The sequence below is a fragment of the Variovorax paradoxus genome (assembly GCF_030811855.1).
Classification (GTDB): Bacteria; Pseudomonadota; Gammaproteobacteria; order Burkholderiales; family Burkholderiaceae_C; genus Variovorax; species Variovorax paradoxus_L.
Genome location: NZ_JAUSRN010000030.1, coordinates 1 through 12,133, shown reverse-complemented (window position 1 = coordinate 12,133; position 12,133 = coordinate 1). Strand labels below are relative to the sequence as shown.

Here is a 12,133-nt window from a genome sequence, read left to right as displayed (position 1 = left end):
GTGCCCATGCACGCCTGCCTCATGCCCCGCCAACCCGCGCCAGTGCTGGCGCGCGGGGCGACAAGGCTACGACGGTGCCTTGGACCCAATGCCTTCGGGAACATCCTTGGGGACTCCCTGGCAAGGGCCAACGGGCAAGCCAGCAGCGTGCCGGGGGCTGTCAACGATAACGAGCGCGAGACTATCCGGGGGTACTTTGCCGATGGACCGGGCGAAGTTGCGTCGCCGAGCATCTCGATGGCGAGCGGCGGCGCAGGAGGTGGTGCTCAACCTTGGAGCCAACGCTCACTGCCGTCGTCGGTGGACGATGCGTACGCATTCGATTCATCGAGCCGTGGTGATGATGACTTCGTCATCCGTCGACAAAATGGAAGCGTCGATCCGGATGTGATGTACCACAGGACGCCCGCTGCGATCGCTTATTCGTCTACTCCTTGGGAGAAAGTCGATGACGGTGAAGGGGGTGCCTTCTACAACCGCAGCTATCAGTCCGACTCTGGCTCACCTGAGACCAATACGCTTCCTGCCATCACCGTTGAGGCGCAGGATGCGCTGCCTGGAGTCGAGGCGGCTACTCCGCAGACCTTCGGGGAGTTCATCAACCCCAACGGCTTGGCGCCCTACAACCCGAACTGGCAAGCGGATGTGGTTCGCTACACGCTGAACGATGCGATCGCGCAGACAGCGCGGCGCAATGAGCGAGTTCTGACGCCGATCGATTCCGCTGCAGCGATCGTGCGGCAACGCACGGTCAACAATCTGGCTGGCGCGATGGGTGGCCCATTCGTTGGCGGACCGATGCAGATGGCTCGCATGGCAGGGCTCAACGAGTATCAGGTTCAGGAGGCGGGCATCTTGGGCATGGCCGCTCAGGACGCCTTGGGTATGAGGGGTGCGGGCTCTGCGACAAGATTGAGCAGTGGCGCGCGCGGCGGGGCAAATGGCGTCGGCGCCAGCCCAATCAGCGCCGAGCGCGCGTACCTCAATCAGAAGCTTGGACGCACGGGCGACTTGAATGCGGACATCAATGCGCGTGGCGCCAGCAGCCTGCGCCGCGAAGTCGATCGCCTCGTCGCCGAAGGGCATGCGGTGGGCCGGCATGGCGAGCGTGTGACCGAAACCGCCATCGACAACCGCGCGCTGCGCAAGTTCGACCCGATCACGGGCGCCAGAGTCGACTACGTGACGGGCGGCAATCACAACGTTGGCCCCATCGCATCCAAGTTCACGACGAACCGGGCACTGTTGCAGGCTGAGGCGTATGTGAGAGGATCGCCTGAATATGCGAGTGCGCAGGCGAATGCTGTGCGAAACCTTGATGATCAATTTGCGGTTAAAGGTTTGAGACTGGAAGACGCACTCGGCCCGAACTACCTGAGCCAGGTATTTGGTAAGACCCGTACCGGTCCTGTGAACACGGGCACACTGGCACCGACCGACTTCACCGATGGCACCCTCACGAGCGTCTTCCGACGGTCGCCTGCGGGCAACTGGAACCTTCACACCTTGTACCCGAATCCCAAGCCATGACCGAACAAAAGCAAGCGCTGTTCTTAGGAAAACTTGAGAACTACTGGCTCATAGAGGGGCGGGACAATGAAACGGGCAGGCTCCTATTAAAAGGCCTCCGCAACCCCCTCGCGCCCATCACCGAACTCGAATTCAAATGGCATTTGGCCGATGCCATCTTGAACAACCGCTTCGCCCCCAAAGAGTACGAGCGGCTGACGGGTGCGGATGCCGACACCCCCGAGGCAGTCGCCGCCGACCTGAGCGAACTCTGGCGACTGGTGTTCAAAGACGAGCCGATTGCGATGCCTGTCCTGTGACGGCCACCCGTGATTGCTTCGTGCTGCCGACGACCCCGATTCTTCTCGTGCGCACCTCTCTCAATCCTTAGCTGCTAAAACAAAAAGCCCTCACCACCCCGGCCACTGCGGCTGGGGTTCGTGAGGGCTTCTTCGTTGCGATGCTGCGCGTTCGGCCGGCCGCTCTGGTCCGTCGCTAGTCCTGTGCGCCTGCCCGGTTCATGTCGGCCAGCGTTGCCATCATGGCGTCATAGCTGATGACGTTGGCGTTGAACACCGCGTAAGTCGGCGTTCCAGGATGGGTGCCTTCGCTGCTTGCGGTCGTTCGCAGATCGATGTCGTTGATTCGACCGGGCATCAGCAATTTGAAGAGCGCATCGAAATCTTCTCGGTGCGTTTGGTTCACGCTTGATCGAATGAAGCTCAGGCCTTCTTCGTGGTCCACATCCGTCACATGGCCTCGCTCGGACAGCACCTCCACCAGCCGCTCAAAGTTCAATTCCCCGCGGCGCACACGGCCGATCAGGCTCAGGTCGAAGCGATCCATCACGTTCTCGCCTCCTGCTTGGTCAACACCGTCTCCAGCATCTCGCTGACGAAGCGCTGCCTGGCCTTGGGCAGTTGCGCAATCGCCTCGATCTGCTGCTCCCACTTGGGCACTGGCCCGCGCCGGGTCCGCGCCGCCTGCTGGCCTTCGCCGAACAGTTCCTCCAGCGTCACCGACAGCGTGCGCGCCACCGTGGGCAGTGCCGACACCGGGATGCGCCGCGTGCCGGCCTCGTAGGCCTGCAGCGTCTGCTGCGCCACCCCCAGGGCCTCGGCCAGCTGCGTCTGGGTCAGGTTGCGCGCCTTGCGCAGCTGGGCGATGCGCTCGCCCATGGCCACAAAAAATTGGCGCTCTTCGGTGCTGATGGTCACGGCTGGTGGAGACAGGGTCGATGGAAAGAGAGCCATAACGATATCCAAGGGTGTTGCGGAATGCTGTCGAGATTACCGCATAATGAGGTACCTCGAAACGAGTTATTTATTTATCGGCCTGTTTGCGCGCAGAAACCCCATGGCGCACTCGGGAAATCACTGCAAAGGCATCCCCCATGGCGCGCATCCCCGACACCGACCTGCAGCGGCTGAAGGAAGAAATCTCCGTGCAGCGCCTGGTCGAAGCCTCGGGGGTGGCGTTGAAGAAGGGCGGCAAGGACTTCACCGGCAAGTGCCCCTTCCACGCCGACGACACCGCCAGCCTGGTGGTCACGCCGCACAAGAACCTGTGGCACTGCTTCGGCTGCCAGATCGGGGGCGGGTCGATCGACTGGGTGATGAAACTGCGGGGCGTGAGCTTCCGGCACGCGGTGGAACTGCTGAAGGCCGAGCTGGCGGGGCATCCCTCTTTAGCCGCCGAGGCGCCCGCGGCCGGCAAGCGCAGCACGGTGCGCACCTTGCCGGCGCCCGTGGCGCTGGACGCCGACGACCAAGCGCTGCTCGCGCAGACCCTCGATTACTACCACCAGCGGCTGAAGGAAAGCCCGGAGGCGCTGGCCTACCTGAAGGCACGCGGCCTGGACCCCGCGCAGCACCCCGCGCTCATCGACACCTTCAAGCTCGGCGTGGCCGACCGCACCCTGGGCCTGCGGCTGCCCGATAAAACCCGCAAGGACGGCGCTGCCATCCGCGAGCGGCTGCAGCGCATCGGCCTGATTCGCGAAAGCGGCCACGAGCACTTCAACGGTTCGCTGGTGGTGCCCGTGTTCGACGAAGCCGGAAACATCGCCGAGGTCTATGGCCGGAAGCTGCGCGACGACCTGAGGCCGGGCACGCCGAAGCACCTGTACCTGCCGGGTCCGCATGCGGGCGTGTTCAACCTGGCGGGCGTCATCGCGGCCGGCCAAAAGCCCGAAGGCGAGCGCGACGTGATCCTGTGCGAGGCGCTGATCGATGCCTTGACCTTCTGGTGCGCCGGCTTCACGAACGTGACCAGTGCCTATGGCATCGAGGGCTTCACCGCCGACATCCTGGCGGCGTTCAAGGCCCACGCCATCGAGCGCGTGCTGATCGCCTACGACCGTGACGAGGCCGGCGAGCGCGCCGCCGAGAAGCTCGGCCAGCAGCTGATCGCCGAAGGCTTGGAGGTGCTGCGCGTGGTGTTCCCCCAGGGCATGGACGCGAACGAATATGCCCGCAAGATGAGCCCACCGGCGCAGGCCCTCGCGCTGGTGCTCAGGCAGGCGCGCTGGATCGGCAGCGGCCGGGCCATGCCCGAGGCGCCGGTGGCGGGCGAGGGCGATGCCATCGCGCCCGAAGCCCTTCCTTCTTTAGCCGCTAAAGCCGGTCCGTCGAACGCTGCGGCGGTGTCCACGGCCGAGCGGCCCGATGAACCAATGGGCGAGCTGCCCGACGAACTGCGCCTGCCCACGGGTGCGTGCGAATGGCGCATCCGGGCCTGGCAGAAAAACCGTTCCCCCGAGGCCATGCGCGTGAACCTGCAGGTGCGCCGTGTGCCGGGTGGTGATGCAGAGGCCGAGGCCGGCACTGCCACCCATGCCGGCTACCACATGGACACCCTGGACCTGTACGCCGCCCGTGCGCGCGCGGCCTTCGTGCGTCAGGCCGCCATCGAGCTGGGCCTGGGCGAGGAGGGCGTCAAGCGCGAACTGGGCGCCGTGCTCTTGAAGCTCGAAGCGCTGCAGGACGAACTGCTCGCGCAGGCCAAGGGCGAGCAACGCGCCTCGGACGTGCCCGTGCTCAGCGCCGATGATGAAACCCAGGCGCTGGCCCTGCTGCGTGCGCCTGAGCTCACAGCGCGCATCGTGGCCGACCTGCAGAGCCTGGGCGTGGTCGGCGAAGAAACGAACCTCCTGGCCGCCTACCTCGCGGCCTTGAGCCGCAAGCTCGATGCGCCCCTGGCCGTGCTGATCCAGTCCACCAGCGCGGCCGGCAAGAGCGCCCTGATGGACGCCGTGCTCAACCTGGTGCCGCCCGAGGACCGCATCCGCTACTCGGCCATGACCGGCCAGAGCCTGTACTACCTGGGCGAGCACGCCCTGCAGCACAAGATCCTCGCCATCTCGGAGGAAGAAGGCGTGCGCCAGGCCGCCTATGCCTTGAAGCTCTTGCAGTCCGAGGGCGAACTGACCATGGCCTCCACCGCCAAGGACGAGCAATCGGGCACCCTGATGACGCGCCAGTACAGCGTCAAGGGGCCGGTGATGCTGATGCTCACCACCACGGCCATCGACGTGGACGAGGAACTGCTGAACCGCTGCCTGGTGCTCTCGGTGGACGAGAGCCGGGCTCAGACCGCCGCCATCCATGCGCGCCAGCGCCGGCGTCAGACCCTGGCCGGCCTGCTCGAAGGCGCGGGCAAGGACGCCACCCTGGCGCTGCACCACAACGCCCAGCGCCTCCTGGCCCCGGTCGCGGTGGTCAACCCCTGGGCCGACCGCCTGACCTTCCTCTCGGACAAGACGCGCACCCGGCGCGACCACATGAAGTACCTGACCTTGATCCGCGCCATTGCCCTGCTGCACCAGCACCAGCGCGAGGTCAAAACGGTGGAGCACCAGGGCAAGACCTTGAGCTACATCGAGGCCAGCAAGGCCGACATCGCGCTGGCCAACCGCCTGGCGCACGAGGTGCTCGGGCGCACCCTGGACGAGCTGCCGCCGCAGACGCGCAACCTGTTGGTGCTGCTGCGCGACTGGGTCGGCCGCGAGTGCGTGCGCCAGCGTGTTGTGCGCGCCGACGTGCGCTTCACGCGCCGCGAGTTGCGGGGTGCCACGGCTTGGGGCGATACCCAGCTGAAGGTGCACCTGGCGCGCCTGGTCGAGTTGGAGCACGTGCTGGTGCACCGGCGCGGCACGCAGCACGCCTACGAGCTGGTCTATGACGCCAGCGAGGCTGACGAAGAGGCGAGCCACCTCAATGGCCTGCTGGACGTGCGCCATCTTGATGAAAACCACGACCGTCCACACGACTACCCGCATGCCTACGACAGCGACCGGTCGGGGTTGAATGGCCATCGGTCGGGGTCCGGTCGGCCCCTGGTCGGTGTCCGGTCGGCGGGTGGTCGGGAGGTGGCCGATGGGACTCGAACCCAACAGCCATGCGGGTTGCAGCCCGAGGCGGCGGTGTTGGTGGGCAAAATGCATAAAGAAGGCCTGATGCCTTCTCCTTCAGCCGCTGTCGTAGCCGCAGTCCACGTGGCCGCAACGCACTGAGGACAGCCAGGCCATGCGCACCGGCGCCCGCCCGTACACGAACACGCCCGACCCGAGGCGGCGCTTCGACAGCATCCCCACGGCCGGCGCGCCGGGCGACCTGCGGGGCCTTGCGGGCGCCATGCGCCGCTACCTCGAACACCTGGGGGTGAAGGGCTACACCCCCATCGGGCGGCACAACGCCGAGCGCTACATCCGCGAGTTCATTGCCTGGGGCGATGCCCGGGGCGTGACCCACCCGCAGCAAGTCAGCCGGGCCGTGCTCGAGCGCTACCAGCGCTGGCTCTACCACTACCGCAAGAAGGACGGCGAGCCGCTGGCTGCGACCAGCCAGCGCGGCAAGATCATCCCGCTGCGCGGCTTCTTCAAGTGGCTCACGCGCGTGGGCGAGATCCCGGCCAACCCGGCGAGCGACCTGGACCTGCCGCGCCAGATCAAGCGGCTGCCGCGCAGCGTGATGAGTGCCCAGGAGGCCGAGCGCGTGCTCGCCAGCGTCGACGTGGGCACGCCCATCGGGCTGCGCGACCGCGCCATGATGGAAGTGCTGTACGCCACCGGCATGCGGCGCATGGAGATCTCGCAGCTGGCCATCGACGACATCGATGCCGAGCGGGCCGTGGTGCTGATCCGCCAGGGCAAGGGCCAGAAAGACCGACTCATCCCGCTGGGCGAGCGGGCCCTGCACTGGGTGCGGCTGTACCTGGAGGAGGCGCGCGAGCAGTTCGTCTGGGACCACCACGAGCGCACCCTGTTCCTGGGCAACGAGGGCCATCCGCTGCGCTCGGTGTGGCTGTCCACGCTGGTGGCGCAGCGCGTGGCGGCGGCCGGCATCGACAAGCGCGGCGGCTGCCACCTGTGGCGCCACACCATGGCCACCCTGATGCTCGAAGGCGGCGCCGACATCCGCCACATCCAGGCCATGCTCGGGCACGCGGACATCAGCTCCACGCAGATCTACACCCAGGTGGCGATCCGGCTGCTGACGAAGGTGCATGCGATGACGCACCCGGGGGCCAGGCGGCGCGACAGAGGCGGCCAGACAGGCGGCCAGACAGGCGCACAGGGCGAGCCCATGGGCCTGGACGTGTCCGAGGCCCAGCCCGGGGCGATCGACGCGGCTGCGGGCCTGCTGGACGCCCTGGCGCGCGAGGCTGATGAGGACGATGAGGCGGGCGAGTGATGACACGGCCGCGGGCGATGGGACACGCTGCTCGGTGGCCCGCTTGCGTCACACGGCTTGCGCGGCAAGCCGAGGTGCCGGCGCTGCGCTGCTGGCGATCGACGGCCGCGCCTTCTGCCCACGCCCTCCATGCCAGGCGCTTCGCGCAGGGCTGGATGCAGGGTGCAGCCGGCATCGAGCCGGCCGCACCCTGGCAGGCGCTGCGGGGTGAATGGCTGGCGCCATTCAACATAAGGGCCTGTTGCCCTCAAGTGCCGCCAGTCGCAAGCAGAGCTTGCTTGGTGGCGTCACCGCTTCGCCACCACCTTCGTGCTGGCTCTCGCGCCCTTGCGGGTTGAAGGCAACCGCCCTTATGTCTTGCGCCCCTTCGCGCCTGCGCGCGCGGCCAGCGGCTCACTGCGTGTAGCGCACGCCGCGCGCCGAATACATCCATCGGTGCGGCCACGGCTTCGCCGCCGCCGCAGGGCTTCTGGCCAGGCGCTTCGCGCAGTCCTTCGAGGTTGCAGGCCCACCCACCCCGGCGCGCGTCTCGCATGCATGGGCGCCGCGTCTGCTGCGCTCGCGCTCCAGCCCTGGCGGGCTTCCCGCCGCGTGCTCGCAGCCACCGCGCCCGCGCATGCGGCGCGCGCCTCCCTGAATGCAAAGCCAAAACCCATCAGCCTGCACGGCGCTTCGCGCCGCGCAAGGCCGCTGGCGCGGCCCGTGCCCTGTGTGCCCTGTAGCTGGCCAGGTGCGGGGGCGCGAGGGCTGCGCGTGCTTGGCATGCGGTGCAAGCCGCCCGTGTCGCCTTGCACCGCACACCCACAGCGTCTTGGGGTGCGCGCGCCGTCAAGGCCAAGCCCTTCGGGCGCTGCGCGGCCTGGACGTGGAGACGCTGGCTCAGCCCTGCAGCGTCAGGCGCTCCCACGCCTGGCGTGCGGTGACGATCGGAATGCCTTCGTAGCTGACCAACGGCAGCAGGTCGCGCCGGTCGCCCGAGGCGATGAGGTCGGCGGCGCCGGCCAGGGCTGCGGCCAGCACGTGGTCGTCGTCCGGGTCGGTGGGCACGACGCGCGGCACGTGAGTGGGCGTGACCACGATGGCCAGCCGGCGCAGGTCGTCGACGATGCCTTGCGGGGTCTGCTCGGCCTGGGCCAGGCGGTTGGCGAACTGGCCGCGGCCAAGCACGTCCTGCAGCTCGGCCAGCAGGACTTCGCTGGTGCACAGCTCGAAGTCGCCAGCGCGTGCGGCGTCCAGCAGCTGGCGTGGCAGGCCGTTGGAGATGACGGCGGAGACGAGCAGGTTGGTGTCGATGACGAAGCGCATGGGGATGCCGGGCCGTCTTGGCTCAGGCGCCCTGGCGGCGGGCCTGGCGGGAGGCTTGCACTTCGGCTTCGATCTCGTCGTCGGAGATGGGTGGCAGGTTCAGCGCGTCGATCTTGGCGAAGGCTTCGCCCAGGCGTTGGGCGGCGGCGGTGCGTTGCTCGCGTGCGGCCAGGAACTCCACGAAGTCGATCACCTCGGCCACGCGGCCGGGGGGCAGTTGCTTCAGGCGTTCGATCAGGCGGGTCTCAATGGCGGTCATGGGTGCTTCCTCGCTCGGGGTGTGCGTGGGTTGATTCTTCGGTTGTACCGCAGGTTTAGCTAAACCTGCACAACCCTGTAGCGCAAAGGCCTTGACGAGGCGGCCGGGCTGGCCTTCCTCAGCCGCTGACGCCTGCAAAAGCGCTACCGCGTGGGCGCGGGGCAGAATCTGTGCCCATGCACGCCTGCCTCATGCCCCGCCAACCCGCGCCAGTGCTGGCGCGCGGGGCGACAAGGCTACGACGGTGCCTTGGACCCAATGCCTTTGGCAATGCGTTGGGGGAGAGCATCGCAGGGGCGAACGGGCAGAGCAGCCGCAGTGACGATCTGGATGCGTTCCTGGCGCTGAACGACAACTTCTCGGGTTCAAGCTACACCTTCGCGGACAGCATGGCCGGGCGGCGAGTCGGCAACAACCCGATGGGGCTGCCGACATACAGCGATGGTGCGGCGGTATCAGCCGGTGATGCCGCAGCCAGTGGTGGCAAGGGCATCACGCAGATCGTGGCAGAGCTGAGTCGGCCCAGGGCGTACACGGCGCAATCGCGCGACACGATCTCATCGATCCTGGGAACCAGTGATCCGCGGGCCATCGGCAACTTCATGCGTGCCAACGGCTTGAGAAGCAGCACCATCTACGCGGGGCAGGACTACGTCATTCCTGGTGCCATCAACGCCCTTGGCGATAACTCGGCATTGGGACAGAACGCGCTCAACAACGACAACGCGCGTCTTCAAGCGATTGTTGATGCGCAGAGGGCGCAAGCAGCGACCTCGATCAATACCGGCGCCTATCCCAACATGGACCCGCGCGACTTCCAAGGAAGCTTTGGCTATCAGTCGATGATTGCGCGCCAGCTGTCAGATGCGAGCGCGGGTTCGGCTGGGCCGACATACACGGACTCGATCAAACCCGCGCAATCTGGGGTGGACAACATCAGGGGTGCTGTAGGCGCATACTTGAATCGGAGTGATGTCAGTCTGAGTCAGGCCATCAGTGCGGCGTGGAACGGTGGTGGCAATGATCTGCTCGCCGGTGTTGGTCACAGTCTGGGTGCGGGGGGCGCAGCTGTTGGCGCGGCGTTCACCAGTCCTACCGTCTTGGGAACTGTCGGGTTAGGCCTCTTGTCTGTGCAGCAGACGGATGCCGCGGTGGCCGACTATCGGCGCTTCTTTGGAAGTGGCGACGAGCGTGGTGCGCAATCACTGTTGACGCAAGGCTTGACGCCGGTTATTGGTAGTGGAGGCGCTGCTTATGTGACTGGCGGAATTGACTTCGCGTATGGAGTCGGGGCGATGGGCAGTGGGTTGAGTAGGGCGGAAAGTCGAGTCTCTAACAACACAACGTATCGCGCTCTCAACCCCAACGATGCGCAAACCTGGGAAGCCGGCCAAGGGTTGACAGCCAAGGCGCCAGATGGTCAGTGGACTGCAGAGCAACATGTGCTGAATGCAGGCCCTCAACCTGGAGGAGCCATGCTCAATGACTCGTGGATCGCTTCGACTCGGAGATACGACGTGGCGAACACTAGTTTGGCCAATGGTGGCTACAACAGCGGAAATGGCGTGGTGAGTATCAATTTGGGCAGAGTACCGACCGAACAAGTGGAGGTCTGGCAAAACGTGGCTCGATCCAACGCTGTAGATTCGCTGGCTTATCACCGCTCCATCTGGGCACAGGAGGTCTCCATCTATCAGAATGTTCCTGCACGTGCGATCGGAACGCCATTTGCTCCGATGAGCCAAGTACCTGCCTATGGGCCAATCAGCTATGGGTTGGCTATCGGTAGCAGCGTGTTTACCGGACGCCAAGGAAGTCAGCGATGAATGAAATTGAGATCAACCATGCATGGAAAGAAATGCTGCATCACTTGTTTGATGTGGTGAATGGAGTACAGGATGGAAGGGAAATCCGAGAAAAGGCATTTGAAGATGCAGAACGATGGGCACGTGAGCTAACCAAGTTGCTCAAGGGCAGTGAAATGCTTCCGAGAGCGTTTCTGCATAAGCTGGACATGGCTGCCGGGATACTGGAGAACGAGGCGCCCCATTCGCCTGATGAGCGGCGAGTGCTCGCAATGTCACGGGCGGTGCGATACACACTTGGGCTGATTCTTTGGGGCCAATGCCACGACGACTACAAACCTGGTGTACCGCGGGCTCGGTAAAACGAAATCTTGTACGCGCAGTCACCGGTTCTTAGCTGCTAAAACAAAAAAGCCATCACCAACCCAGCCGCCTTGGCTGGGGTTCGTGAGGGCTTCTTCGTTGGCGCGTTCGTCGCTGGTGGTCAGCGCCCCCTGCTGGGCCAGCATGGCCTCGATCACATTCATCACCGTGCGCTGCTGCGTCTTGGGCAGTGCGCTGATGCGCTCCACATGCTGCATCAGCTTGGGCGCCGGCCCACGCTTGCGCGCTAATTTTTGGGGATGTACAAAAACAAGACGGACTCGTCCGTTTTGGAGTTCTTGTTGCGCGAAAAAATCTATCGATTCTCTGATCCGACGATTCCAGACCTTCCTGCTGGAGGTAGTGCCCCGCAATTTCAGAAGAAAAATCTTCAAAGCAAAAAAGGCTTGCTCGATGTTTAAAATAATAAATGCAGCCTTAATTTCTGTACCTCTTATATTGGTGAGCGGGTGTTCGTCGATGGCTAAGGAGAGTTTGCCGGGTTGCGCCGAGAAGGCTCCCCCGAAAAATTCTTTTGTTCTAGAAAGTCACGGCGTCACATTGCTTGTATTCCCGGAAAAAATAGAAGAAAAATATACGGGGTGCAAAAAGATTTGGTTTGCGACGGGAGAGTTATTTGGGGAAATCAAATTTCACGATGGAGAGGTAACTTTTGTCGAAGTAAACGCCCCCGATAAGACCTCAATGAAATGTGAATTCCATAGAGATGGGTTGCTAAAAGAGGGGGATGCGAAAAAATGCCTTCCCCGAGAGAAGTGGCTTCAGTAAGGCCTGGCCACATTAAGCCGAGAGCTACGACAACGCCCGCCAGCTCACCCACCAGACCAGCACCCGCGGCCAGAACCTGGCCTACAGCCACGATGCGGCCGGCCAGCTCGTGCGCATCGACGACGCCGGCCTGGGCAAGGTCAGCCGCTACGCCTACGACCTGTCGGGGCGGCGCGTGCGCGAGCAAACCGAGCAGGGCGGCGTCTCTTACCAGGACAACCGCATCGCCTACGACGCCCTGGGCCGCATGCGCTGGGTGGCCGACACCCGCGCCTACCTCACCATCGACTACGACAAGGTGGGCAACCGCACCCACGTGGGCACCCGGCTGCGCGACCAGACCCTGAGCACCGAGCTGGCGGCCAGGCCGGTGGAGGAAGACCGCCAGCGCTACTTCCAGTACGACGCCA

Annotated in this window: 13 protein-coding genes; 8 read left to right on the top strand and 5 right to left on the bottom strand. The window is 64.8% G+C overall.

All coding sequences use genetic code 11. The features are described from left to right. Positions 1 to 1,530: hypothetical protein (locus J2X92_RS29375; protein WP_307581399.1), on the top strand; the 1,530-nt coding region annotated here is incomplete at its 5' end. Next, entirely contained in the window at positions 1,527 to 1,829 is a 303-nt protein-coding gene (locus tag J2X92_RS29370; RefSeq protein ID WP_307581398.1) for a hypothetical protein, read from the top strand. The genes J2X92_RS29375 and J2X92_RS29370, both read left to right, overlap by 4 nt. A gap of 175 nt (positions 1,830 to 2,004) precedes the next feature. Here the strand turns inward: J2X92_RS29370 and J2X92_RS29365 are convergent, their stop codons facing one another. Both J2X92_RS29365 and J2X92_RS29360 read right to left on the bottom strand, forming a co-directional pair. Next, positions 2,005 to 2,355 (bottom strand): hypothetical protein, encoded by a 351-nt coding sequence (locus tag J2X92_RS29365; RefSeq protein WP_307581396.1) that lies wholly within the window; start codon positions 2,353 to 2,355, stop codon positions 2,005 to 2,007. Next, positions 2,355 to 2,762: a helix-turn-helix domain-containing protein gene (locus J2X92_RS29360; RefSeq protein ID WP_307581394.1), complete on the bottom strand. Its 408-nt coding sequence runs from the start codon at positions 2,760 to 2,762 to the stop codon at positions 2,355 to 2,357. Before J2X92_RS29360 ends, J2X92_RS29365 begins: the two co-directional genes overlap by 1 nt. 140 nt (positions 2,763 to 2,902) lie before the next feature. Between J2X92_RS29360 and J2X92_RS29355 the strand changes: the two genes are divergently transcribed. Together J2X92_RS29355 and xerC are read left to right on the top strand one after the other, a co-directional pair. Further along, a complete protein-coding gene (locus J2X92_RS29355; protein ID WP_307581392.1) occupies positions 2,903 to 6,022 on the top strand; it encodes a CHC2 zinc finger domain-containing protein in 3,120 nt (1,039 codons plus the stop codon). Positions 6,023 to 6,035: 13 nt separating this feature from the next. Further along, a complete protein-coding gene (gene xerC, locus J2X92_RS29350) occupies positions 6,036 to 7,202 on the top strand; it encodes a site-specific tyrosine recombinase XerC (RefSeq protein WP_307581390.1) in 1,167 nt (388 codons plus the stop codon). Positions 7,203 to 8,081: 879 nt separating this feature from the next. On the opposite strand, the gene J2X92_RS29345 is transcribed toward xerC, so the two are convergent. Both J2X92_RS29345 and J2X92_RS29340 read right to left on the bottom strand, forming a co-directional pair. After that, a complete protein-coding gene (locus tag J2X92_RS29345) occupies positions 8,082 to 8,507 on the bottom strand; it encodes a putative toxin-antitoxin system toxin component, PIN family (RefSeq protein ID WP_307581388.1) in 426 nt (141 codons plus the stop codon). A 22-nt stretch (positions 8,508 to 8,529) separates the two neighbouring features. Continuing rightward, positions 8,530 to 8,766 (bottom strand): DUF2281 domain-containing protein, encoded by a 237-nt coding sequence (locus J2X92_RS29340; RefSeq protein WP_307581386.1) that lies wholly within the window; start codon positions 8,764 to 8,766, stop codon positions 8,530 to 8,532. A gap of 176 nt (positions 8,767 to 8,942) precedes the next feature. Between J2X92_RS29340 and J2X92_RS29335 the strand changes: the two genes are divergently transcribed. Beyond that, positions 8,943 to 10,592 carry a LysM peptidoglycan-binding domain-containing protein gene (locus J2X92_RS29335; protein WP_307581384.1) on the top strand — a complete coding sequence of 550 codons (1,650 nt, stop codon included), beginning with the start codon at positions 8,943 to 8,945 and terminating at the stop codon, positions 10,590 to 10,592. Then, on the top strand, positions 10,589 to 10,933 hold the full coding sequence (locus tag J2X92_RS29330) for a hypothetical protein (protein ID WP_307581382.1): 345 nt from the start codon (positions 10,589 to 10,591) through the stop codon (positions 10,931 to 10,933). The genes J2X92_RS29335 and J2X92_RS29330 overlap by 4 nt, the downstream gene beginning before the upstream one ends. Positions 10,934 to 10,954: 21 nt before the next feature. Here J2X92_RS29330 and J2X92_RS29325 read toward each other — a convergent pair whose 3' ends face one another. After that, the gene (locus J2X92_RS29325) at positions 10,955 to 11,329 is read right to left on the bottom strand and encodes a hypothetical protein (RefSeq protein ID WP_307581380.1); all 375 of its coding nucleotides are present in this window, start codon (positions 11,327 to 11,329) and stop codon (positions 10,955 to 10,957) included. On the opposite strand from J2X92_RS29325, the gene J2X92_RS29320 reads away from it, so the two are divergent. Beyond that, a complete protein-coding gene (locus J2X92_RS29320; RefSeq protein ID WP_307581379.1) occupies positions 11,298 to 11,723 on the top strand; it encodes a hypothetical protein in 426 nt (141 codons plus the stop codon). The genes J2X92_RS29325 and J2X92_RS29320 overlap by 32 nt on opposite strands. A 109-nt stretch (positions 11,724 to 11,832) precedes the next feature. Next, positions 11,833 to 12,133: hypothetical protein (locus tag J2X92_RS29315; protein ID WP_307581377.1), on the top strand; the 301-nt coding region annotated here is incomplete at its 3' end.